We start from the raw sequence: 23,499 nt of genomic DNA, 5'->3' as shown, positions 1-23,499 counted from the left end.
CGGGAGACGGGCCCGGCGTGCCCGCCCTGGCAGCGTGCGGGGGCTACTCCTGCTCGGCGGCCCAGGCCAGCAGTGCCGCTCGGGCGTCGTCCTCGCTCATCGGACCGTTATTGATGCGGAGCTCGAGCAGGTACTTGTACGCCGCACCGACCTGGCGGCCGGGTCCGACCCCGAGGATCTCCATGATCTGGTTGCCGTCCAGGTCGGGGCGCAGGGCGTCGAGCTCCTCCTCCTCCGACAGCCGGGCGATCCGGGCCTCGAGGTCGTCGTAGGTGCGGCGCAGGCGGTCGGCCTTGCGCTGGTTGCGGGTCGTGCAGTCGGCGCGGGTCACCACGTGGAGTCGCTCGAGCTGGTCGCCGGCGTCGCGGACGTAGCGGCGTACGGCGGAGTCGGTCCACTCACCGGTGCCGTAGCCGTGGAACCGCAGGTGCAGCTCGACGAGCTTGGTGACCGCGTCGATCTCGTCGTTGGAGAAGCGCAGCGCCTTCATCCGCTTGCGGGTCATCTTGGCGCCGACGACGTCGTGGTGGTGGAACGTGACGGTCCCGTCCTCCACGAAGCGGCGGGTGCGCGGCTTGCCGACGTCGTGCATGAGCGCGGCGAAGCGCGCCACGAAGTCGGGGCCGCCGCCCGGGAGCCGCGGCTCGAGGTCGATGGCCTGCTCGAGCACGGTCAGCGTGTGCTCGTAGACGTCCTTGTGCCGGTGGTGCTCGTCGCGCTCGAGCGCGAGCGCGGGCAGCTCCGGCAGCACGAGCTCGGCCAGTCCGGTGTCGACGAGCAGCCGCAGTCCCAGGCGGGGGTACGGCGCGCACACGAGCTTGACCAGCTCGTCTCGGACCCGCTCGGCGGAGATGATCTCGATCCGGCCGGCCATCGCGGTCATCGCCTCGACCACGGCCGGGTCGACGGTGAACCCCAGCTGCGCGGCGAACCGGGCGGCGCGCATCATCCGCAGCGGGTCGTCGGAGAAGGAGTCCTCGGGTCGCCCGGGGGTGCGCAGCACCCGGTGAGCGAGATCGACGACCCCGCCGTACGGATCCTCGACGACCCGTCCCGGGACCAGGACGGCCATCGCGTTGACGGTGAAGTCGCGGCGACCCAGGTCGCCGGCCAGCGTGTCGCCGAAGTCGACGGTCGGCTTGCGCGAGCTCGGGTCGTAGGCCTCGGAGCGGTAGGTCGTGATCTCGACCTGCCAGTCGCCCTTGCGGCAGCCGATCGTGCCGAAGGCGCGGCCCATGTCCCAGATCGCGTCCGCCCACCCCTTGAGCACCGCCTCGGTCTGCTCGGGGCGGGCCGAGGTCGCGAAGTCGAGGTCGTTGTGCTGCCTCCCGAGCATCGCGTCGCGCACCGGTCCGCCCACCAGCGCCAGCTCGTGCCCGGCGGCCGCGAACCGCTCGCCGAGCGCGTCGATGACCGGAGCGATCCGGTCCAGCTCCGCCGTGACCGCGCGCTGGGCGTCGACCATGGAGAGGGACGGAGGCAGGGCTTCGGGCACGAGGGACGAGTCTAGTGGCCCCCAGGGTCCGAGCCCGCGGGCCCGGGCCCGGCCACCCGGGAAGGCACAGGTGGGAGGGCTAGAGTCGCTGCGTGCTTCGCCCGGTGTCGCTGCTTCCTGCCCTTGCGGTGGTGGCGTCGGCGCTGACCTGGCAGCTGGCCCCGTCGGCCGTTCCTGCGGCTGCGGCGGCCACACCCGCGGCGACGCGGGCGTACGTGAAGGCCCCGCTCACGCTCACGATCGACGGTCTGTCGTCCTCGACCGTCCCGGAGCACGGCCCCATCCGGGTGAGTGGCACGGTGACCAACCGCGACACCAGCGAGTGGACCACGGTCAAGATCTACGCGTTCATGTCGGCCGCCCCGATCACCACTCAGACGGAGCTCGCGGAGGCGGTGACCGCCCCCGCCGACGTCGAGGTCGGCACGCGCATCATCGACCCGGCCGACCCGCGGACCGCCGACACCATCGACGTGCTCGCGCCGGGCGAGACGGCGCGGTTCTCGATCACGGTCCCGCACTCCGACATCGACGTCACCGAGCAGGGCGTCTACTGGTTCGGCGTGCACGCGTTGGGACAGGGTCCCGACGGACGCATCGACGGCGCCGACGGCCGAGCCCGGACGTTCTTGCCCTACATCGCCGAGCCGCGCCACCAGGCCGTCGCCCGGACCGTGCAGGCGGCGCTGGTCGTGCCGGTCCGCCGCCAGATCGTCCACGACTCCGACGGCTCGATCGGCGACGTGGCGTCGTGGGTCGACTCCTTGAGCCCGGGCGGTGCGCTGCGCTCGCTGGTCGACCTCGGGGTCGCCGCGGGCTCCCGGCCGATCACCTGGCTGGTGGACCCCGCCGTACCCGACGCGGTGCGACAACTCGTCGCCGGCAACCCGCCGCGCTCCCTGGGCGCCACCGTCGACGGCTCCGACGACAACGCGGGCGACAGCGGCGACGGATCCGGTGACGGCGGGTCGGAGTCCGCCGATCCCAGCGCCACACCGAGCGAGGGGTCGGATCAGGGCGACGGTACGTCGGCCGACCTCGGCCCCGAGCTGAAGGAGGCCGCGGCCCGGGGCTCGACCTGGCTCGAGTCGCTGCACCACGGCCTGGACGGCAAGGAGATCCTGGCGCTGCCGTACGGCGACGTCGACGTGGCAGCGGCCGCGAAGTACGACCCCGCGACCTATCGCGCCGCGCGCAAGCGCGCCGGCAGCGATCTCCAGCCCTGGGGCCTGCCGACCACGCCGGCGGTCTCCTCCCCGAGCGGCTACCTCGACGCGGCGGGCATCCGGCTCGCCGAGCCGAGCGCCACCGTGCTCGTCACCGACCAGCTGCTCGGACCCCGCGCGCCGGCGGTCGTCCACACGGCGGGTCGCACGCTGGTGGTCTCCTCGTCCGGAGCGGCCTCGGGCGGGCCCGGCCCCAACCAGCGGATGGCGCCGCTGGCGCTGCGCCAGCGCATCCTCAGCGAGGCGGCGGTGCGGCTGCTGGCACCGGGCCGCAAGCCGCTGGTCGTGACCCTCCCCGCCACGTGGGCACCCGGCTCCGTCGACGGGTTCTTCGAGGGCCTGGACGTCGACTGGCTCGACCTCACCAGTCTCTCCGACATCCAGCAGCGTGCGGGCGGGACGCTCCCGATCGACCGGCTCCACTACCCCGACACCCAGAGCCGGCTCGAGCTGGACGCCAACGCCTTCGCGGCCGCGGGTGATCTCGTCCAGGCCGGCGAGACGTTGCAGAACCTGCTGACCCGCAACGACCAGATCGCCACGACCGTGCGCGACGAGGCGTTCACGGACACCTCCTACTCCAGCCGGCGCCGGCCCGCGATCTCCCAGGCGTCCGCCAACGCCTCCCGGGCCTGGATCGAGACCCGGCTGCAGGGCGTGCACATCGACGCCCCCAAGGCCGTGATCCTCTCCAGCGGCAGCGGGCGCTTCTCCGCCACCGTCACCAACTCCCTCGACCAAGCCGTCAGCGTCAAGGTCCGCGCCGACTCGGACTCCCCGCTCAAGGTCACGGTCCCCTCCGGCGCGATCGAGATCCCCGCCGGTCAACGGACGACCGTGCTGCTTGACGCCGCGTCCTCGGGGGTCGGCATCCGCAACGTCACGCTGCTGCTGACCGACGTCGACGACGTACCCCTCGGCTCGTACGACGACCTGCCGATCCGGTCCAACCAGGTCAGCAACGTGATCTGGCTGATCATGGGCACCGGCGTCGCACTGCTGTTCGGGGCGATCCTGGTCCGGCTCGTACGCCGAGTGCGCACGGCGGCCCGCCCATGACCGACACCCCTGATGGCGCCACCGAGCGGGCGTCGGAGCAGGAGCGCGTGCTCGCCAACAGCGCGGTGATGGCGGCCGGCACGGTCGTGTCCCGGCTCAGCGGGTTCGTGCGGTCCGCGCTGCTGGCGGCAACGCTCGGCGCGTCGCTGCATGCCGACTCGTTCAACATCGCCAACACGATCCCGAACATGCTCTACATCCTGCTGGCGGGCGGGATCGTCAACGCCGTGCTCGTCCCGCAGCTGGTGCGCGCGATGCGCCACGACCCCGACGGGGGCGAGGCCTACACCAACCGGATCATCACGCTGGCCGGGCTGTTCCTGGGCGGCGTCACCGTCCTGCTCGTCGTGGCCGCCCCCTGGGTGATGTCCGTCTTCCTCTCCTCGTGCTGGGATGGCGCCGGCCTCGCCGCCCAGCGGGAGTCCGTGGTGGCCTTCGCCCGCTACTGCCTCCCGCAGGTCTTCTTCTACGGCATGTTCGTGCTGGTCGGGCAGATCCTCAACGCCCGCGGCCGGTTCGGCCCGATGATGTGGGCCCCGATCGCCAACAACGTGATCTCGGTCCTGGTACTGGTCGTCTACCTGCTGGTGTTCGGCCCCGCCCGCGGAGCCGAGATCATGGGGCCGTTCACCTCGGGTCAGGAGCTGCTGCTCGGCCTCGGTTCGACCATCGGGATCGCCGCGCAGTTCCTGATCTTGGTGCCCTACCTGCGCTCGGCAGGCTTCCGCTTCCGCCCCCGCACCGACTTCCGCGGCACCGGCCTGAGCCACACGCTGCGGCTGGGCCTGTGGACCGTGCTGTTCGTGATCGTCAACCAGGTCGCCTACACCGTCGTCGTGCGGCTGGCCTCGAGCGGGACGGCCACCTGCTCGGGTGGCAGCAGTGACGGCACCGGCTACACCGTCTACTCCCAGACCTTCCTGATCATGATGGTGCCGCACTCGGTCGTGACCGTCTCGTTGGCCACGGCGATCCTCCCGCGGCTCGCGGCGCGGGCGGCCGCCGAGGACCTCGGCGGGCTGTCGCGGTCGCTGGCGGAGACCCTGCGCAGCGCTCTCTCGGTCGTGGTCCCGTTCGCGCTGCTGGTGCCACTGGTCTCGGTCGACGTCGCGCACGTCATCTGGGGGTACGGCGCTGCCGCCGACGCCTTCGAGGCCTACGCGCCCTCGCTGTCGCTGTTCGGCACCGGGCTGGTGTTCTTCACCGTCCACTACCTGATGTTGCGCGGCTTCTACGCCCTCGAGCGCAACCGCACCGTGTTCTGGATCCAGTGCGTGGTGGCCGCGACCAACGTCGTCGTCGCGGTCGTGCTCGTGCGCGCGACGGACGCCGAGCACACGTCACCGGCGCTGGTGCTCGCCTACACGGCGTCGTACGCCGTGGGCGCGGTCGCGTCGTACGCCGTGCTCCGCCGACTGCTCGGCGGCCTGCGGACCCCGACCCTGGTGCGGTTCCTCGTGCGGTTGCTGATCGCGGCGGGTCTGGCCACCGGCGTGGCCGGTGTCCTCACGCTCGGGCTCCACCAGCTCAGTGACGAGCCCGGGCGAGCTCTCGCCGCGGCCTCGCTCGTCCTGATCGGGGCCGTGGACCTGGTGGTCTTCGTCCTCGTCGCGCGGGCGCTGCACCTGCGGGAGGTCACGGCCGTCGTCGACACGATCACCCGCCGGCTGCCCATGCCCCGCCGGCCCTGACCTCGCCCTACGATGGCCCGAGGGGGCCCAGACCGAGTACAGACCGAGTCCTGACCGTGGCAGACGAGGGGAGCGCAGTGCCGAGCTCGATCCGGCCCGGCGACGTTCTCGCCGACCGCTACCGACTGGTCGACCTGCTCGCCGAGAGTGGGGGCGGCCGGTTCTGGCGTGCTCATGACCGGGTCCTGGAGCGTCACGTCGCGCTGCACGTGATCGCCGAGGACGACGAGCGCGCGGCCGCGCTGCTCGACGCCGCACGCCGCTCCGCGATGGTGCACGACCGCCGGCTGCTGCGGGTGCTGGACGCCGACCGGGTCGCCGGGCTCTGCTACGTCGTCAACGAGTGGGGCTCGGGCGACTCCCTCGACATCATGCTGGCGAACGAGGGTCCGCTGGGCCCCCGTCGGGCCGCGTGGCTGGTCTCCGAGGTCGCCGCCTCGATCGCCGAGGGTCACGCAGCCGGGGTCGCGCACGGACGGCTCGTCCCCGAGAACGTGCTGGTCGACCACGGCGGCGCGGTCCGCCTGATCGGCTTCGCCGTCGACGCGGCGATGCACGGCCTCCCACCGGGTCGCGTCTCCACCGACGTCGCCGACCTCGGCGGTCTGCTCTACAGCGCACTGACCGGCAAGTGGGCCGGGACGTCGCCCTCCGACGTGCCTCGCGCCCCGGTCGAGGCGGGCCGGGTGCTGCGGCCCCGGCAGCTGCGCGCCGGCATCCCGCGCCCGCTCGACGTGTTGTGCGACGAGGTCGTCAACCCGTACGCCGGCACGTGGGGCGCCCGCCTGCGCGAGACCCACGACCTGGCGACCGCCCGGGGGATCGGGGAGTTCCTCGCCGAGTTCGTCGGTGACCCGACCGGGCTCGCCGAGGCGGAGGCCGCGGCGGGACACCGCGACACCGAGACGATCTCGCTGCCCTCCCTCGCCGACCCGCCGGTCCGGACCCACCGCCCCTCACCCGAGCCCCAGCCGGACCCGGAGCCCGAACCCGAACCGGAGCCCCTCCCCGAGCCCGATCCCCTCCCCGAGCCCGACCCCCCGTCCGAGCCCGACCCCCCGTCCGAGCCACCCCGCTCGACCGAGCTGCCCACCCAGGCCGGACTGCCGATCTTCGACGACGACAACGACGACGTGTCGTGGATCGCCGCCCGGGCCGACCCGGCGCCGCCGCCCCCGCCGTTCGAGGAGCCGCCCGCGCGGCCGCTGTTCGCCCCGGAGCCCGCCGACGGCCCGGCGCGGCGCCCGCGGCACCCCGGCCGGCACCCGGGCCACGACTCCCTCACCCAGACCGGCACCGGAGGTCGCGCCTCGTTCTGGCCCTGGGACGACGGCCCCTCGACCGGCACCGGCACCGGTCCTCTGGTCGGTCTGCCGGACGAACCCGACCAGGAGGTGCCCGGGCGCAGCTGGCTGCGGCTCGCCGCGGTGATCGCGGCCGGCCTCCTGCTCCTCGTCGCGATCGTCGTGGCCTTCAATCTCGGCCGCGGACGCACCCCCCTCGGCGCCGTACCGGACGACGGCGAGAGCTCCACCCCGACCAGCCCGTCGACCAGCGCCGCGGCCACCCTGCTGACCGGCATCACGGCGACCGACCTCGATCCGCAGGGAAACCCGCCCGAGGAGAACCCCGAGCTCACGGGGCTGGCCGTCGACGGCGACCCGAGCACGTCGTGGCGCACGATGACCTACCTCCAGAACTTCGGGCCGGGAGGACTGAAGACCGGAGCGGGCCTGGTCCTCGACCTGGGCGCGGAGCACAGCGTCGAGTCGGTGGACCTGACGTTCGTGGGCGCCCCGACGGGCTACTCGCTCTACCTCACCGACCAGGCACCGGACGCGGTCACCGGCCTGAACCCGGTGGCGACCGGCAAGGCTGCGGAGGCCCACAGCCGGGTGACCCTCGACGGGTCGCCGTCCGGGCGTTACCTCACGGTCTGGCTCACCTCGCTCCCCACGATCTCCGACGGCTACCGCGGCGCGATCGCCGAGGTCTCGGTCCGCGGATGAGGTATCGATGATCCGCGACCTCGACGGCGCCAGTGACCGTGAGCTGCTGGCGGCCCACGTCGAGGGCCATCCGGACGCCTTCGGTGCGCTGTTCGCGCGCCACCGAGACCGGCTCTGGGCGGTGGCGGTCCGCACGATGGGCAACCGCGAGGACGCCGCCGACGGACTGCAGGACGGGCTGGTCGCGGCGTACCGCCGGGCGGGGACGTTCCGCGGCGATGCCGCCGTGACCACCTGGCTGCACCGGGTGGTCGTCAACGCCTGCCTGGACCGGATCCGGGCCGCCAAGGTCCGCAGGACAGAGGCGCTCCCGGACGACCTCGACGAGTACCGCGATCGCGGGTCGGCCGCCTCCGCGGCCCCCGCGACCGAGGACCCCGCCGACCTGGCGGTCCGCAGCGAGCACCACCGACTGGTCCTCGACGCACTGGCCGGCCTCCCCCCCGAGCAGCGGGTGGCGCTGGTGCTCGTCGACATGGAGGGCTACCCGGTCGCCGAGGCCGCCCGCATGCTCGACTGCCCCGTCGGCACCGTGAAGTCCCGCTGCTCTCGCGGCCGGGCGCGCCTGGCGGAGGTCCTCGCGCCCCTGCTCACCGACGCGGCGGGTGACCCGGACCACCCCGCTCCACGGAACCCCCCGCGGCTGCGAGCCGTCGAATCCACTGACGCACCTCGGGGGCCACCGGTCGACACCTGACCCGGCCCTCGGGCCCCACCACCCCATCCCCCACGCCACCGAGCCCCTCGAGGAGGTGAACCCCCCGTGCCGCACGACCCCGACCTGACCCCCACCGAGGAGCAGGTGCGCCGCCTGCTCGCCGACGCCCGTCACACCGAGCCGATGCCCGAGGACGTCGCGGCCCGTCTCGACGGGGTGCTCGCCGGGCTGGCCTCGGAGGATCCCTCGGCCGCACGTCTCGCGGCCGGCCAGGTCGACGATCTCGACAACTCCGCCGTCCGGGCCGCCGAGCTCGCCGTCGTACGCCGTCGGCGCACCGCCCGCAACCTGCTCGTGGCCGCGGCCGCCGTCGTCGCGGTCGGCGTCGGCCTCAACGCCGCCCACCTGACCGTGTCGGACAACGACGCCGGTGGCGCCTCGTCCGGGTCCGCCGACTCCGCCGCCGAGTCGGCACCGGACCCCACCCCGGAGCGCGGCGGCGCCGCGCTCGGGAGCACCCAGGACGACGCCCCGTCGGCCACGGCGGGCTCGATGTCCCCCGACTTCGGAGCGTACGCACCACGCGACGGCCGGCCGGTCCACCTCACCGCGACCGGCTTCGGCGCCGAGGTGCGCCGGCTGCGGGCACAGGCCAAGAACCTCGCTCTGAACGACGGGAACGACCGGAACGACCTGAGCTCGGCCTCGATCCCGACCGACGGGTTGATGATGCTGGGGCGGGTCCCGCAGCCGGGCTGCCCGACCACGGGCTGGGGAGCCGGCCTGCTGGTGCCGGTTCGCTATGCCGGCGACCTCGGCGCTCTCGTCTTCCGTGCCGCGAGCGGCGAGACCCAGGTGGTCGACCTGTTCCTGTGCGGGAGCGACGAGCCGGCCCGCTCGATCACGTTGCCCGTCCGGTAGGACGGAGTCGGCCCCGGGCGGGGAAGAATCCTCACCTACGATCGGTTCTACGCTGCGCAGGTCCACTGCGCCGAACCCACCTCCGAGGAGAGTCGTACTCCATGTCCGACGCCCGCACCGTCCGCAACGTGATCGTCATCGGCTCCGGCCCGTCCGGCTACACCGCCGCGCTGTACACGGCCCGGGCCAACCTGGCGCCCCTGGTCTTCGAGGGGTCGGTCACCGCTGGGGGTGCGTTGATGAACACCACCGAGGTCGAGAACTTCCCGGGTTTCCGCGACGGGATCATGGGCCCGGCGCTGATGGACGAGATGCGCGCCCAGGCCGAGCGCTTCGGCGCCGAGCTGGTCGCCGACGACGTGGTCGAGGTCGACCTGACCGGTGACATCAAGGTGGTCAAGACCGCCACCGACACCTACGAGGCGCGCGCGGTGATCCTCGCGATGGGCTCCGGCTACCGCAAGCTCGGGCTCCCCCGCGAGGAGGAGCTCTCCGGTCGGGGCGTGTCGTGGTGTGCGACGTGCGACGGCTTCTTCTTCCGCGACCAGCACATCGCGGTGGTGGGTGGCGGCGACTCCGCGATCGAGGAGGCGACGTTCCTGACCCGCTTCGGCTCGAAGGTCTCGCTGATCGTGCGCCGCGACGAGCTGCGTGCGTCGAAGATCATGCAGGAGCGAGCGTTCGCCGACCCGAAGCTCGAGATCGAGTGGAACTCCGTGGTCGAGGAGATCAACGGGTCCGACCGCCTCGAGTCGGTCACGCTGCGCGACACGGTCACGGGCGAGACCCGGAACCTGCCGGCCACCGGCCTGTTCATCGCGATCGGGCACGACCCGCGCTCCGAGCTGCTCCCCGGGCAGGTCGACCTCGACGAGAACGGCTACGTCATCGCCAGCCACCCCTCGACCGGCACCAACCTGCCCGGCGTGTTCGCGGCCGGAGACCTCGTCGACCACCACTACCGCCAGGCGATCACCGCCGCCGGCACCGGCTGCGCCGCCGCGCTGGACGCCGAGCGCTACCTCGCCGAGCTCGACCACGCGGCCTCCGGCCCTCGTGACGCCCAGCTGCGCGCGGACGCGGAGATGGCCGGCGCCTGAGCCGACGGTGCGCCGGGGAACATCCGTCCCCGGCCTGGTGTTCGATACCTGTAGACCTCAGTGTTCAACCAGAAGGGAAACCCCGTGGGCAACATCTCTGCCGTGACCGACGCCGAGTTCGAGGCGCAGGTGCTCAAGTCCGACAAGCCGGTCCTCGTGGACTTCTGGGCCGAGTGGTGCGGCCCGTGCCGCCAGGTCGCCCCGATCCTCGACGAGATCGCCTCGACGCACGGGGACAAGATCACGTTCCTGAAGATGAACGTCGACGAGAACCCCGTGACCCCGTCGTCCTACCGGGTCACCGGCATCCCGACGATCAACGTCTACCAGGGCGGCGAGGTCGTGAAGAGCATCGTCGGCGCGCGCCCCAAGGCCGCGATCCTCAACGAGCTGGCCGACCTCATCTGATCACTCTCCACGTCGACCCGCCCGAAACTTTCGGGCGGGTCGACGTCATTTCAGGCCCCGCGCGTGGCCTTCGGTGCCGGGCTGATCGGCTTCGGCTTGGGTGCCGGTCGCATCACGCCGACCAGCTTCTCCAGCGCGGCCTCGACCTCGTCCTTCCAGCTCAGCGCCATCCGCAGGTCCATGCGCATCCGCGGAGTGGTGACGTGCGCCCGGTGGGTCTTGAACCCCACGCCGCCCAGGAAGTCCACCGGCAGCAGGCACCGACCGGGCCGGCCGGCGGTGTCGCCGAACGCCTCCACGGCCCCCACGCCACCGCGCTGGACCAGGTCGCGAGCCATCCCCTGCACGAGCATCCGGCCCAGCCCGCCGCCGCGCAGCTCGGGCACGACGTACGCCATCGTCAGGACCACCGCGTCCGGTGACACCGGTGCGGTCGGGAACCCGGCCGCGCCGGGCACGAACGCCGCGGGCGCGTACACCAGGTAGCCGACCGGCACGTCGTCGACGAGCGCGACCCGCCCGCACGAACCCCACTCGCGGAGCACCTCCGAGACCCAGGCGTCCTTGGCCGCACTGGGGTCCTCGGCGCGTTCACGGCGGACGGGATCGAGCTCCCAGAACAGGCACGACCGGCAGGGCGTGTCGAACGTGTCGAGATGGTCCAGCGTGAGCCGGACGATCTTGCGAGACACGGGTCACCTCCCACTCCGCGGTCCCGGTGCTGCGTGCCGACGCGGCATCCTTCATGCTAGACGGGTCATGGAGACCCAGCCTGTCCGCGCGACCACCCGTCTCGACTCCTACGTCGACCGATATGCCGCGCGCACAGCCGGCATGACCGCCTCGGAGATCCGAGCGCTCTTCTCGGTCGCCTCCCGGCCCGAGGTCGTGTCGCTCGCCGGCGGGATGCCGAACATCTCCGGCCTCCCGCTCGACGTGGTCGGCGGGGTGATCTCCGAGCTGGTCGCCTCCCAGGGACCGGTCGCCATGCAGTACGGCTCCGGTCAGGGCGTCCCCGAGCTGCGCGAGCAGATCTGCGAGGTGATGCGGCTCGAGGGCATCGACGCCCACCCCGACGACGTCGTCGTCACGGTCGGCTCCCAGCAGGCCGTCGACCTGGTCACCCGGATCTTCTGCGACCCCGGTGACGTGGTGATCTGCGAGGCGCCGTCGTACGTCGGTGCGCTCGGGGTGTTCAAGGCCTACCAGTGCGACGTGGTGCATGCGGAGATGGACGCCGACGGTCTGGTGCCCGAGGCCCTGCAGCAGGCGATCACCGCCACCAAGGCCGCGGGCAAGACGATCAAGTTCCTGTACACGATCCCGAACTTCCACAACCCCGCGGGCGTGACGCTCTCGGCCGCGCGCCGCCAGGAGGTCCTCGAGATCTGCCGGCGCGAGGACATCTTGATCCTCGAGGACAACCCCTACGGCCTGCTCGGCTTCGGTCGCGACCCGATGCGCGCCCTGCGCGCGGACGAGGCGGAGGGCGTGATCTACCTCGGGTCGTTCTCCAAGACGTTCGCCCCCGGGTTCCGGGTGGGCTGGGCGCTCGCGCCGCACGCCGTGCGCGAGAAGCTGGTGCTGGCGCAGGAGTCCGCGACGCTCTGCCCGCCGCAGTTCTCGCAGATGGCGGTGTCGGCCTACCTCGCCGGTCACGACTGGCAGGGCCAGATCAAGCAGTTCCGCGAGATGTACCGAGAGCGCCGCGACGCGATGATCGAGGCGCTCGACGACCTGATGCCCGCCAGCTGCCGCTGGAACGTCCCCGACGGGGGCTTCTACGTGTGGCTCACGCTCCCGCCGGGCATCGACGCCAAGGCGATGCTGCCGCGGGCGGTCACCGCGCGGGTGGCCTACGTGCCCGGCACCGCCTTCTTCGCCGACGGGTTCGGCTCCAGCTCGATGCGGCTCTCCTTCTGCTACCCGACCCCCGAGCGCATCCGCGAGGGCGTACGCCGGCTGGCCGGGGTCCTCGAGGCGGAGATGGAGCTGCGCCAGACGTTCGGTGCTACCGCGTCCGCACCGCCCCGAGAGATCCGCAGCGGCTACGACGCGCCCAGCTCGGACCTGACCTGACCGCCCGTGACCGCCCCGTGAGTGGAGTAGAAGTGGCCCCCACAGACAGCACCCACCACCAGGTCCTCGTCCTGGCCGGTGGTCTCTCGCACGAGCGGGACGTCTCGCTGCGCTCGGGCCGACGGGTCGCCGAGGCGCTGCGCAGCACCGGCCTGGAGGTCGCCGAGCGCGATGTCGACGCGGGCCTGCTCGCGACCCTGCGCGAGGACCGGCCCGACTGCGTCGTCCCGATGCTGCACGGTGAGACCGGCGAGGACGGCGCGATCCGGGAGGTCCTCGAGCTGCTCGGCGTCCCCTACGTGGGCGCCCCGCCGGCGGCCTGCCGCGTGGCGTTCGACAAGCCGGTCGCGAAGGCCGTCGTCGCCCGGGCAGGTGTGTCGACCCCTGAGTCGGTGTGCCTCCCGCACGAGACGTTCCGCGAGCTCGGCGCGGCGGCGGTGATGGCCGCTCTGGTCGAGCGGCTCGGGCTGCCGCTGATGGTCAAGCCGACCAAGAGCGGCTCGGCCCTGGGCTGCACGGTCGTCCGCGCCGCGGAGCAGCTGCCGGCGGCGATGGTCAACGCGTTCGCGTACGGCGACGTGGCGCTGCTCGAGCGGTTCGTGCCCGGCCTGGAGATCGCCGTACCGGTCATCGACGACGGGTCGGGTGCACGGGCCCTGCCGGCGGTCGCCATCCAGCCCGACGGCGGCGTCTACGACTACACCGCCCGCTACACCGCCGGCTCGACCGAGTTCGTCACGCCGGCGCCGCTGCCCGACGACGTCGCCGCCGAGGCGGCTCGGGTTGCGCTGCTCGCCCACGAGGTGCTCGGCCTGCGCGACGTCTCCCGCTCGGACCTGATCGTCGACGACGAGGGCCGGGTGTGGTTCCTGGAGGTCAACGTGGCCCCCGGCTTCACCGAGACCTCCACCGTCCCGTTGGCCATCTCGGCGGCCGGCCTCGACCTGGGCAAGGTCTGCGCCTCGATGGTGCAGGCAGCCGTCGCGCGCGGGGGACGGTCCTGACGTGCGCGACCTGACCTATCCCTCGGTGATCCTCGCCGCCAAGACGGGCTTCCGGCTGCTCGGACAGCGCTTCGTGATGACCGGCACCGAGCACGTCCCGCGCTCGGGTGGGGTGCTGCTGGCCTGCAACCACGTCAGCTACGTCGACTTCATCTACGGCGGGTTCGCCGCCCACCCCTCGCGCCGGCTGGTCCGCTTCATGGCCAAGAAGGAGATCTTCGACCACGCGGTCGGCGGTCCGGTGATGCGCTCGATGCACCACATCGAGGTCGATCGTGGTGAGGGCATCGCGTCGTTCCACACCGCCGTGGACAACCTGCGAGCCGGTGAGGCCGTGGGGATCTTCCCGGAGGCCACGATCTCGCGGTCGATGGAGCTCAAGGAGTTCAAGACCGGAGCGGTACGGATCGCGGCCGCGGCCGGCGTCCCGGTGCTGCCGGTGATCCTCTGGGGCACCCAGCGGATGCTGACCAAGGACCACCCGCGCGACCTCTCCCGCGGCAAGACGATCGCGATCCGGGTCGGTGAGCCACTGCGACCGACCGGGGCCGATCCGGTGGCAGAGACCGCGGAGCTCAAGGCCGTGATGGCCGGACTCCTCGACGAGACGATCCGGTCCTACCCCGCCGAGGAGCAACCTCCCGGCTCGTGGTGGCTGCCGGCGTCGTACGGCGGCAGCGCGCCCACGCCCGAGGAGGCGGTTCGGATGGACGCTGAGGAGAAGCGCCGCCGAGCCGAGCGCCGGGCATTGAAGCGACAAGGCAATTAGTCGACAAACCGACTTGTCGCTAAAGCGTTAGATCGGCCTGTCGTTGCGGTTGCGCGGGTCCATGATGTCCACGATCCGGCGCAGGTCGTCCAGTGAGGCGAACTCGACGGTGATCTTGCCCTTCGCCCGGCCCAGGTCCACCTTGACCCGGGTCTCGAAACGGTCGGAGAGGCGCTCCGCGAGATCCGCCAGCCCGGGTGCGACCGGCTTGGCGCGGGCGGCGCGGGCCGGGGCCCGGTCCGCGTCACGGAGAGCGACGATCTCCTCCAGGCCGCGGACGCTGATGCCCTCGGCGACCACGCGCTGGGCGAGCCGGTCCTGCAGGTCGGCGTCGTCGACGGCGAGCAGCGATCGAGCGTGACCAGCGGAGAGCACACCGGCGGCCACCCGCCGCTGCACCGCGGGGCTCAGCTTCAGCAGCCGGATCGTGTTGCTGATCTGGGGCCGGGACCGGCCGATCCTGCTCGCGAGCTCCTCGTGCGTGCACCCGAAGTCGTCGAGCATCTGGGCGTAGGCCGCGGCCTCCTCCAGTGGGTTCAGCTGGGAACGGTGCAGGTTCTCCAGCAGGGCGTCGCGCAGCATCGCGTCGTCATCGGTCTCCCGGACGATCGCCGGCACGGTGTCGAGCCCGGCGAGCTGCGTGGCGCGCCACCGGCGCTCGCCCATCACCAGCTCGTAGTCCTCGGGCCCGTGGCGCCGCACGACGATCGGCTGCAGGACCCCGATCTCGCGGATCGAGTGGACGAGTTCGGCCATCGCCTCCTCGTCGAACACCTGGCGCGGCTGGACCCGGTTCGGGCGGATCTGCCCGACCGGGACCTCGGCGAAGTGGGCACCGGCCACCGGAGCCAGCTGGACGCCCGACCCGGGGGCGAGCCCGCCGTCGATCGACGCCGCACCCTCGGACCGGGAGTCGCCGGCGTCTCCGGAGGCCTCGTCGTGCTGAGGCGCCGTGGGGATCAGGGATCCGAGCCCGCGGCCCAGTCCGCGGCGCTGCTGGGGACGGTGCGTGCTCATGAGGCTGCTCCCTTGATCGCGATCTCGCGCGCGGCCTCGAGGTAGGACAGCGCTCCCGGCGACCCCGGGTCGTAGGTCATCACGGTCTGGCCGTACGACGGCGCCTCGGAGACCCGCACCGAGCGCGGGATCGCGGTCTTGAGGACCTGGTCGCCGAAGTGGTCACGGACCTCCTCGGCGACCCCTGCAGCGAGCCGGGTGCGCGCGTCGTACATGGTGACCAGGATCGTGGACACGTCCAGGGTGGGGTTGAGGTGGGCCTTGACCATCTCGACCGTCTCGAGGAGCTGGCCCAGGCCCTCCAGGGCGTAGTACTCCGCCTGGATCGGGATCATCATCTCGTTGCCGGCCACCAGCGCGTTGAGCGTCAGCAGGCCCAGGGACGGCGGGCAGTCGATGAGGACGTAGTCGAGCCGGTCGTCGCCGAGGTCGGCGGCCGATCCGACGAGCGGGTGGCCCAGGATCGCCTTGCGCAGTCGGCCCTCACGCGCCACGACCGAGACCAGCTCGATCTCGGCACCGGCGAGGTCGATCGTCGCGGGCACGACGGTGAGATTCTCGACCTCGGGGCTCGCGGTGGCCACCTCGGCGAGCGGCACGCCGTCGACCAGTGCGTCGTAGGTCGATGCCACGCCTCGATGGTGGTCGACCCCGAGCGCGGTGGACGCGTTGCCCTGCGGGTCGAGGTCGATGACCAGGACGCGCTGGCCGAGCTGCGCGAGGGCCGCCGCGACGTTCACTGTGGACGTGGTCTTGCCGACCCCGCCCTTCTGGTTGGCGACCACGAACACGCGGGTCGCACTCGGCCGGCCCAGCGCGGGCCGCAGGCGGGCCCCGTGGCGGGCCAGCACGACGTGCTCCGCGGCCCGGGCGAGCGGGGTGGCATGGTCGTGGTCGAAGTCGGGCGCTCCCACCGCGATGTCGGCCGCGGTGCGCACCGGGTATCCGACGACCAGCGGGGAGGACTCGGTTTCACGTGAAACATCGGCCACGGGCTCGATCACGTCTTCCTGTGGATAGTCGGCCGGCACCTGTGGAAAACCACGCTCAGCCGACGGTTCAGCACCGGTGGAAAACTCACTCACGCCCCATGCCTCCGGTTCGATCGGCCGCGCTTGCGTGCCGCGCGCTGCTGGCGTCCCGGACTGGAAGCCGGTGACGCAACTGGCCAAGATACCCGCCCCGGATCGGCCCAGGCCACCCGGACCACCAAGGTGGTCGAGGAGCCCGCGTCCTCACCGAGCACGCGGACCTCCGGCTCCGTGCAGCCCCACCGAGCCAGGTCGTCGCGGGCGCTCTCGATCTCCGCCGTCACCGACGACCCCTTCATGGCCAGGAGAGCGCCGGTCGGCTCGACCAGCGGCATCGACCAGCCGAGAAGTCGCACCAGAGGCGCCAGCGCCCGCGAGGTGACCACGTCGAATCGACGAGCGCCGTGCAGCGACTCCGCGCGCCCCCGGACCACCTCGACAGCCGGGCCGAGTCCGAGCTCGGCGACGACCTCCTCGAGGAACGTGGTGCGTCGCAACAGCGGCTCGACGAGCGTCACACGAAGGTCCGGCCTGGCGATCGCCAGCACGACACCGGGGAGGCCGGCGCCGGAGCCCAGGTCAGCGACGGAAGCCCCGTCCGGGATCTGGTCGGCGAGCAGGGCGCAGTTCACCAGGTGCCGCTCCCAGAGCCGGGGAGCCTCCCGGGGTCCGATCAAGCCGCGCACGACGCCGTCGGTGGCCAGGAGCTCGGCGTACCGCTCGGCCAAGGGCAACCGCTCAGACGCAAACACCCTCCGGGCCACGTCGGGCACGGAGGGCGTTTCACGTGAAACATCGTCGGCGGACATCAGCCCGGGAGCACCACCACGCGTCGCCGGGGCTCCACGCCCTCCGACTCCGAGGTCAGTCCGGCGGCCGCGACGGCGTCGTGGACCACCTTGCGCTCGAACGGCGACATGGGGTCCAGGCGCACGCTCTCGCCGGTCTCACGGACCTGGGCGACCGAAGCCTCGGCGAGCTTCACGAGCTCCTCACGCTTCTGCGCGCGGTAGCCGGAGATGTCCAGCATCAGCCGGGACCGCTCACCGGTCTCGCGGTAGACGGCCAGGCGGGTCAGCTCCTGCAGTGCCTCGAGGACCTCGCCACGCGCGCCCACCAGCTGGGAGAGCTCGGCACCAACAATGGACACCGCGGCCCGATCACCCTCGACGTCCATGTCCAGGTCGCCATCGAGGTCGGCGATGTCGAGGAGCTCCTCGAGGTAGTCGGCCGCGATGTCCCCCTCTTGCTCGAGCTGCTCCAGACGCGACACCTTCGGGGTGCTCTCGCCGTCGGAGTCATCGTCCTGCGCGTCCTGCTCGGCCGACTCATCGACGATCGAGTCGACCTGTTCGGCCGTCAGCTCCTCGGTGGTCTCGTCCGCGGCACCGTCGGCCGCCTGCCCGAGGGTCTCGGGGTCCTGGTCGCTCATCACGTCGTCACTCACTGCTGCTCCCCCTCGGGATTGGGCTTGGTCTTCGGCTTGGCCGTCGGCGGACGCTTCCCCTGAGTCTTCGCAGGCGGCTTGCCCGCGCCGTCGGCCGGACCCTGGTCCTCGGCGGACGGCGCACTCGCCGACGGCGCACTCGGCTTCGGGGCCGGGCGGGGCGCAGCGCCCTTCTTCCGCTGCTCGCGGGTCTGCTTCTTCGGCTGCTGCCGGGCCTGCGGCCGCGGGGCCTCCGGCTCGGCGACAGCGATCTCCGCCGCGTCGCCGCTCGTGCCGTGACCATGGCCGTGGCGCAGCGCCTTGACGCGGTCGCGCTCGGCCTTCGCCTTGGCCGCTGCGGTGCCCGGGGCGGGGTTGTTGCGGATCACGTAGAACTGCTGGCCCATGGTCCACAGGTTCGAGGTGGTCCAGTAGAAGAGCACGCCCACAGGGAACGCGATACCACCGACGGCGAACACCACGGGGAGGACGTAGAGCAGCAGCTTCTGCTGCTGGGCGTAGGGACCCGTGAGTGCGTCGGGCGGCATGTTCTTGCTCATCAGCTGACGCTGGGTGGTGAACGTGGTGGCGGTCATCGCGACCACCAGGAACGCGGCCACGATCTGCACCGCCATCGAGTCCTCGGGCTTGAGGAACGTCGCCTTGAGCGGGATCTCGCCGAACAGCTTGGCGTTGCCGAAGCTCGACGCGAGCTTGTCGCTGAGGAACGCGATGCCGGAGCCGTTCGCAGCGTGGTGATCAAGGAGCCGGAACAGTGCCAGGAAGATCGGCATCTGGATGATGATCGGCAGACACGAGGCGAACGGGTTGGTCCCGCTCTCCTTGTACAGCTTCATCGTCTCCTGGGCCAGCCGCTCCCGGTCGTGCCCGTACTTCTTCTGCAGCTCCTTGACCTTGGGCTGGATGAGCTGCATGTTCCGGCTCGACTTGATCTGCTTCACGAACAGCGGGATCAGGGCCGCGCGGACGGTCAACGTGAGACCGATGATCGAGAGCACCCACGTCCCGCCACCGTGGGGGTCCATCTGCAGGACCGAGCTGAAGAGCCAGTGCCAGGCCACGAGGACCGCTGAGATGGCGTAGTACAGCGGCGTCATGATGAAGTGGCCGATGTCGCCGAGGAATCCCACGGATCAGGCTCCTTGCTGGGGTGAGGGAGTTGAGCCCGCGCGGACGCGGGACGGGCGGAGCGGCACCGGGTCGTACCCGCCGGCCGCCCAGGGGTGGCACCGGGCCAGGCGCCGCACACTGAGCCAGGTGCCGATCACGCTGCCGCGTTCGGTCACCGCCTCCAGTGCGTACGCCGAGCACGAGGGGTGGTAACGGCAGACCTGGCCGTACAGCGGGCTGATCAGCAGCCGGTACACGCGCAGGAACCCGATGAGCAGGAGCCGAAGCGGGTCGTACCTCACCTGGTCACCTCCGCGCGGGTCCGTTGGAGGCAACGCTCGAGATCGGCGCCGAGTTCCGCGGAGGAGGCACCCGCCGCCGGCGGCAACGCCCGCACCACGAGCACAGCAGAGCCCGGGAGCGTCGAGACGTGCTCCCGGGCGAGGTGTCGAAGGCGTCGCTTCACCTGGTTGCGAACGACGGCGTTGCCCACCGCCTTGCTCACCACGAACCCGACGCGGGCCGGCGAATCCCCGCCGGCGTCGTCCGCCAGCAGGTGCACGACCAGCGTCCGGCGTCCGGCGCGGCGGCCGGACCGGATCGCGTCGCGGAACGTGGCGCCGTCACGCAATCGGTGCGGCGCGGGAAGCACGAGGTCGACCCGGGAGCGGGCGAAGAGCCCTGCCGTCAGACGGCGAGGCTCTTGCGGCCCTTGCGACGGCGCGAGGACAGGATCGAGCGGCCCGCGCGGGTCCGCATGCGCAGACGGAATCCGTGCACCTTGTGACGGCGGCGGTTGTTCGGCTGGTACGTACGCTTGCTCACGAGCTTCTCTCCATCGTGGGTCAGGGCAGTCACTCCGGGCCGGAGCGGCAGTGCGGTGCCGTTGGTCGGACACGTGATGCGCCTTTCGGCTGGCACCGCCCACCCACGAACCAGCCCCTGTGGGCAACTGCTCTTTCGTGGACATGCGGCACCGGTCGACACCGGGTGACCGAGCAACGGTACGCGCTGGCGAACCACAGGGTCAAACCAGCGCCGAGGCACCGTCACAGGGTCCGCGTCCCGGTGCCCTCCCGCCTGTGGATGACGGCTTGCCGCCACGCCGTACCGCTTGTTACGTTCACTTGGACCGAGGTTCCCCGTCATCCTCGTCGCCCCCCGGACCACCAGGTCGTGTGACGCCCGCCACATCAGCGAGATTCCGCCCCTGACCTGCACAGATGTCGATCCGAGACGGCCGCGGGATGGTCTCGGACCGAGTCTCTCCACAAGGAGGGGGTCGGGTTCACAACCTGTGGACAAAGTTGTGGACACACGGCGGTGCCCCCCGGGGTCACCGGTTCTCCTGCGGGACCGGCGAGCGTCCCCGACGATGGGGGCCCCGGCCACGGCAGGACGGCCGGGAGACGACTGTAGAAAGCGGGAGCGGTGGACCAGAGCACCTCGGACCTCGGCGTCGCCTGGCGCGGCGTGGTCGACGACCTGCAGCCGAACCAGCGGGCCTGGCTGCGCGCCAGCGAGCCGGTGACGCTGCACGAGAGCACGGCGATCGTGGCCGTGCCCAACGACTTCACGCGCAACCAGTTGGAGGGGCGCCTGCGCGCCCAGCTCGAGGACGCGCTCACCGTCCGGTTCGGGCGCGAGATCCGCATCGCGGTCACGGTCAATCCCCAGCTCGAGGAGTCCGACGCACCGGCTCCCCCAGAACACCACGAACAGCCGACAAGTCAACAGGTCGACATGTCGACAAACCTGCGGGTCGAACACCAGCCCCCGGCGGTCGCGCCGGCCCCTCCCGAGACCGCCGACCTGGGAGCACGGCCGACCTCGCTGGAGACGCGGCTCAACCCCAAGTACACCTTCGAGACGTTCGTCATCGGCTCGTCCAACCGCTTCCCGCACGCCGCAGCCGTCGCTGTCGCCGAGGCGCCCGGCAAGGCCTACAACCCGCTGCTGGTCTACGGCGACTCCGGGCTCGGCAAGACCCACCTGCTCCACGCGATCGGCCACTACGTGCGCTCCCTCTACACCGGCGCCAAGGTGCGCTACGTGTCGAGCGAGGAGTTCACCAACGAGTTCATCAACGCGATCCGCGACGACCGACAGGACCGGTTCAAGCGCCGCTACCGCGACGTGGACGTCCTGCTGATCGACGACATCCAGTTCCTGGAGGGCAAGACCCAGACCCAGGAGGAGTTCTTCCACACGTTCAACACCCTCCACAACGCCAACAAGCAGATCGTGCTGACCTCCGATCGCGCGCCCAAGCGCCTGGAGGCGCTCGAGGACCGGCTCCGCAACCGGTTCGAGTGGGGCCTGATCACCGACGTCCAGCCGCCCGACCTCGAGACCCGCATCGCCATCCTGCGCAAGAAGGCGGCGATGGACCGGCTGACCGCGCCCCCGGACGTCCTCGAGTTCATCGCCTCCAAGATCCAGACCAACATCCGCGAGCTCGAAGGCGCTCTGATCCGGGTCACCGCCTTCGCGAACCTCAACCGCCAGGAGGTCGACATGACCCTGGCCGAGATCGTGCTCAAGGACCTGATCCCCGAGGGCGGCGAGCCCGAGATCACCGCCGCCTTGATCATCGCCCAGACAGCGGCGTACTTCGGGCTCTCGATCGAGGAGCTCACCGGCCCGAGCCGCGGCCGGCACCTGGTGATGGCGCGCCAGATCGCGATGTACCTGTGCCGGGAGCTCACCGACCTGTCGCTGCCCAAGATCGGCGCTCAGTTCGGCAACCGCGACCACACGACCGTCATGTACGCCGACCGCAAGATCAACCAGCTCCTCGCCGAGCGGCGCGCGGTCTTCAACCAGGTCAGCGAGCTCACCAACCGGGTCAAGCTGCAGGCCAGGCAGGGCTGAGCCGCCCATGTCACTCACCCCCAGCCTGTGGAAAGAGTGTGGGTTCGCGTGACGTCTCGCCGCACACCCTGTGGACGAACGACGACCGGGCCGCGACGGACCGCTCCCGATCCACACGGCCCGCGAGTCATGCATTTGTCGTTCCACAGCCCCTGTGCACGACGAATCGCCGTTCTGACCTGGGACGACGCGGGTTCTCCACAGATTCCACCGACGCTATGACTCCTCCGTACCTCCAGAGTGATCAATCCTCAGTGAACATCCAACTGGGCACCTTCCTGGGGACAACTCCCACGCGTCGGCCCTGCATGGCAGGATGCGGATCCCGACAAGTTCATGTCGTCCCTCGACGACCTGTCGTTCCACACCCGCTCCACCGAGCCGACCCGAAGGAACCATCGTGAAGTTCCGCGTCGAGCGCGACGTGCTCGCCGATGCCGTCGCCTGGGCTGCTCGCAGCCTCCCCGTCCGTCCCAGCGTCCCTGTCCTCGCCGGCCTCCTCATCGAGGCGAGCGACGACGGCCTGGTGCTCTCCACGTTCGACTACGAGACCTCCGCTCGTGCGACCCTCGCGGCCGAGGTCAACGACGAGGGCAAGGCCCTGGTCAGCGGCCGCCTGCTCGCCGACATCTGCCGGAGCCTGCCGGCCAAGCCCGTGGAGATGGTGCTCGACGGAGCCCGGGTCTCGCTCACCTGTGGTTCGGCCCGGTTCAGCCTCCAGACCATGCCGGTCGAGGACTACCCCTCGCTGCCCGACATGCCCGCGGCGACCGGCACGGTCCAGAGCGAGGCCTTCGCCCACGCGGTCGCCCAGGCGGTCACCGCCGCGGGTCGCGACGACATGCTGCCGGTGCTGACCGGCGTGCGCATCGAGATCGACGGGTCGACGATCTCCCTGCTCGCCACCGACCGGTTCCGCCTCTCGCTGCGCGAGCTCGAGTGGAGCCCACGCACGCCCGACGAGTCCGCGGCCGCGTTGGTCCCCGCCCGCGTGCTCGGCGACACCGCGAAGTCGCTCACCGGCGGCGGCGAGGTCACCATCGCCCTCGCCACGACGGGCTCGGGCGAAGGCATCATCGGCTTCGAGGGCCACGGGCCCGGCGGGCTGCGTCGTACGACCACCCGCCTCCTGGACGGGGAGTTCCCGAAGGTCCGCAGCCTGTTCCCGGGTGAGCACCAGACCACCGCGCTGGTCGAGAAGGCCGCGCTGGTCGAGTCGGTCAAGCGCGTGGCGCTGGTCGCCGAGCGCAACACGGCGGTGCAGCTGGCGTTCAGCGACGGAGTGCTCACCCTCGATGCCGGATCGGGTGACGAGGCCCAGGCCTCGGAGTCCATCGAGGCGACGATCACCGGTGAGGACATCACCACGGGATTCAACCCGCAGTTCCTGCTCGACGGCCTCACCGCCATCGACCAGACCGTGGTCGAGCTCGCCTTCACCCAGGCCTCCAAGCCCGTGGTGATCAGCGGCTCCGTGGACGAGGGCGACACCGACTCGTCGTTCCGCTACCTGCTGATGCCGCGCCGCCTGCTGTCCTGACGCGGCCTCGCGGGCCGGCTCGACCTCCGGCCACACGCCGTGCACTCCTTCGTCGCGCCCG

The 23,499-nt window shown here is 71.6% G+C and carries 22 protein-coding genes; 12 read left to right on the top strand and 10 right to left on the bottom strand.

Features of this window, described 5'->3' with window-relative positions; genetic code table 11:
- Positions 1 to 43: 43 nt before the first annotated feature.
- Positions 44 to 1,483: a CCA tRNA nucleotidyltransferase gene (locus tag AC3ANS_RS23395; RefSeq protein ID WP_488296555.1), complete on the bottom strand. Its 1,440-nt coding sequence runs from the start codon at positions 1,481 to 1,483 to the stop codon at positions 44 to 46.
- Between the two features lie 104 nt (positions 1,484 to 1,587).
- Here AC3ANS_RS23395 and AC3ANS_RS23390 point away from each other — a divergent pair, with 104 nt between their 5' ends.
- The 7 genes from AC3ANS_RS23390 (at position 1,588) to trxA (ending at position 10,567) form a co-directional block, all read left to right on the top strand.
- On the top strand, positions 1,588 to 3,780 hold the full coding sequence (locus tag AC3ANS_RS23390; protein WP_488293964.1) for a DUF6049 family protein: 2,193 nt from the start codon (positions 1,588 to 1,590) through the stop codon (positions 3,778 to 3,780).
- Entirely contained in the window at positions 3,777 to 5,471 is a 1,695-nt protein-coding gene (murJ, locus tag AC3ANS_RS23385) for a murein biosynthesis integral membrane protein MurJ (protein ID WP_488293963.1), read from the top strand. Before AC3ANS_RS23390 ends, murJ begins: the two co-directional genes overlap by 4 nt.
- 77 nt (positions 5,472 to 5,548) lie before the next feature.
- Entirely contained in the window at positions 5,549 to 7,480 is a 1,932-nt protein-coding gene (locus tag AC3ANS_RS23380) for a hypothetical protein (protein ID WP_488293962.1), read from the top strand.
- A gap of 7 nt (positions 7,481 to 7,487) precedes the next feature.
- Positions 7,488 to 8,177, top strand: a complete 690-nt coding sequence (gene sigM, locus AC3ANS_RS23375) for an RNA polymerase sigma factor SigM (protein ID WP_488293961.1) — start codon at positions 7,488 to 7,490, stop codon at positions 8,175 to 8,177.
- A gap of 66 nt (positions 8,178 to 8,243) precedes the next feature.
- A complete protein-coding gene (locus AC3ANS_RS23370) occupies positions 8,244 to 9,059 on the top strand; it encodes a hypothetical protein (RefSeq protein ID WP_488293960.1) in 816 nt (271 codons plus the stop codon).
- Between the two features lie 101 nt (positions 9,060 to 9,160).
- A complete protein-coding gene (trxB, locus tag AC3ANS_RS23365; RefSeq protein WP_488293959.1) occupies positions 9,161 to 10,159 on the top strand; it encodes a thioredoxin-disulfide reductase in 999 nt (332 codons plus the stop codon).
- An 84-nt stretch (positions 10,160 to 10,243) separates the two neighbouring features.
- Positions 10,244 to 10,567, top strand: coding sequence for a thioredoxin (trxA, locus tag AC3ANS_RS23360; RefSeq protein ID WP_488293958.1), 324 nt, complete (start codon positions 10,244 to 10,246; stop codon positions 10,565 to 10,567).
- 50 nt (positions 10,568 to 10,617) lie between these two features.
- Here the strand turns inward: trxA and AC3ANS_RS23355 are convergent, their stop codons facing one another.
- Positions 10,618 to 11,259 (bottom strand): GNAT family N-acetyltransferase, encoded by a 642-nt coding sequence (locus AC3ANS_RS23355; RefSeq protein WP_488293957.1) that lies wholly within the window; start codon positions 11,257 to 11,259, stop codon positions 10,618 to 10,620.
- Between the two features lie 67 nt (positions 11,260 to 11,326).
- On the opposite strand from AC3ANS_RS23355, the gene AC3ANS_RS23350 reads away from it, so the two are divergent.
- Genes AC3ANS_RS23350 through AC3ANS_RS23340 form a run of 3 tightly spaced genes read left to right on the top strand, consistent with a single transcriptional unit; the run spans position 11,327 to position 14,419 of the window.
- Positions 11,327 to 12,646, top strand: coding sequence for an aminotransferase-like domain-containing protein (locus tag AC3ANS_RS23350; RefSeq protein WP_488293956.1), 1,320 nt, complete (start codon positions 11,327 to 11,329; stop codon positions 12,644 to 12,646).
- 32 nt (positions 12,647 to 12,678) lie between these two features.
- Positions 12,679 to 13,650 (top strand): D-alanine--D-alanine ligase family protein, encoded by a 972-nt coding sequence (locus tag AC3ANS_RS23345; RefSeq protein WP_488293955.1) that lies wholly within the window; start codon positions 12,679 to 12,681, stop codon positions 13,648 to 13,650.
- A gap of 1 nt (position 13,651) precedes the next feature.
- Complete coding sequence (locus tag AC3ANS_RS23340; RefSeq protein WP_488293954.1) at positions 13,652 to 14,419, top strand: lysophospholipid acyltransferase family protein; 768 nt, start codon at positions 13,652 to 13,654, stop codon at positions 14,417 to 14,419.
- A gap of 27 nt (positions 14,420 to 14,446) precedes the next feature.
- Here AC3ANS_RS23340 and AC3ANS_RS23335 read toward each other — a convergent pair whose 3' ends face one another.
- The 8 genes from AC3ANS_RS23335 to rpmH form a co-directional block, all read right to left on the bottom strand.
- Positions 14,447 to 15,436 carry a ParB/RepB/Spo0J family partition protein gene (locus AC3ANS_RS23335; RefSeq protein WP_488293953.1) on the bottom strand — a complete coding sequence of 330 codons (990 nt, stop codon included), beginning with the start codon at positions 15,434 to 15,436 and terminating at the stop codon, positions 14,447 to 14,449.
- Entirely contained in the window at positions 15,433 to 16,440 is a 1,008-nt protein-coding gene (locus tag AC3ANS_RS23330) for a ParA family protein (RefSeq protein ID WP_488293952.1), read from the bottom strand. Before AC3ANS_RS23330 ends, AC3ANS_RS23335 begins: the two co-directional genes overlap by 4 nt.
- Before the next feature lie 77 nt (positions 16,441 to 16,517).
- Entirely contained in the window at positions 16,518 to 17,195 is a 678-nt protein-coding gene (gene rsmG / locus AC3ANS_RS23325) for a 16S rRNA (guanine(527)-N(7))-methyltransferase RsmG (protein WP_488293951.1), read from the bottom strand.
- 80 nt (positions 17,196 to 17,275) lie between these two features.
- On the bottom strand, positions 17,276 to 17,914 hold the full coding sequence (locus AC3ANS_RS23320; RefSeq protein WP_488293950.1) for a Jag family protein: 639 nt from the start codon (positions 17,912 to 17,914) through the stop codon (positions 17,276 to 17,278).
- Positions 17,911 to 19,044: a membrane protein insertase YidC gene (gene yidC, locus AC3ANS_RS23315; protein ID WP_488293949.1), complete on the bottom strand. Its 1,134-nt coding sequence runs from the start codon at positions 19,042 to 19,044 to the stop codon at positions 17,911 to 17,913. Before yidC ends, AC3ANS_RS23320 begins: the two co-directional genes overlap by 4 nt.
- A gap of 3 nt (positions 19,045 to 19,047) precedes the next feature.
- Complete coding sequence (gene yidD / locus AC3ANS_RS23310; protein ID WP_488293948.1) at positions 19,048 to 19,326, bottom strand: membrane protein insertion efficiency factor YidD; 279 nt, start codon at positions 19,324 to 19,326, stop codon at positions 19,048 to 19,050.
- On the bottom strand, positions 19,323 to 19,676 hold the full coding sequence (gene rnpA / locus AC3ANS_RS23305) for a ribonuclease P protein component (protein WP_488293947.1): 354 nt from the start codon (positions 19,674 to 19,676) through the stop codon (positions 19,323 to 19,325). Before rnpA ends, yidD begins: the two co-directional genes overlap by 4 nt.
- Positions 19,677 to 19,711: 35 nt before the next feature.
- A complete protein-coding gene (gene rpmH, locus AC3ANS_RS23300) occupies positions 19,712 to 19,849 on the bottom strand; it encodes a 50S ribosomal protein L34 (protein ID WP_056156542.1) in 138 nt (45 codons plus the stop codon).
- A 606-nt stretch (positions 19,850 to 20,455) separates the two neighbouring features.
- Between rpmH and dnaA the strand changes: the two genes are divergently transcribed.
- Entirely contained in the window at positions 20,456 to 21,898 is a 1,443-nt protein-coding gene (dnaA, locus tag AC3ANS_RS23295; RefSeq protein WP_488293946.1) for a chromosomal replication initiator protein DnaA, read from the top strand.
- A 400-nt stretch (positions 21,899 to 22,298) separates the two neighbouring features.
- Complete coding sequence (dnaN, locus tag AC3ANS_RS23290; RefSeq protein ID WP_488293945.1) at positions 22,299 to 23,438, top strand: DNA polymerase III subunit beta; 1,140 nt, start codon at positions 22,299 to 22,301, stop codon at positions 23,436 to 23,438.
- The last annotated feature ends 61 nt before the right edge of the window (positions 23,439 to 23,499 follow it).

Source organism: Nocardia sp. 149-1B (assembly GCF_057747975.1).
This window is presented reverse-complemented; position numbering and strand designations above follow the sequence as displayed.

Bases quoted from the DNA above. Each gene is read 5' to 3' on its own strand.
- murJ (WP_488293963.1), top strand. From the start codon at position 3,777: ATGACCGACACCCCTGATGGCGCCACCGAGCGGGCGTCGGAGCAGGAG.
- sigM (WP_488293961.1), top strand. From the start codon at position 7,488: ATGATCCGCGACCTCGACGGCGCCAGTGACCGTGAGCTGCTGGCGGCC.
- trxB (WP_488293959.1), top strand. From the start codon at position 9,161: ATGTCCGACGCCCGCACCGTCCGCAACGTGATCGTCATCGGCTCCGGC.
- AC3ANS_RS23350 (WP_488293956.1), top strand. From the start codon at position 11,327: ATGGAGACCCAGCCTGTCCGCGCGACCACCCGTCTCGACTCCTACGTC.
- AC3ANS_RS23335 (WP_488293953.1), bottom strand. From the start codon at position 15,436: ATGAGCACGCACCGTCCCCAGCAGCGCCGCGGACTGGGCCGCGGGCTC.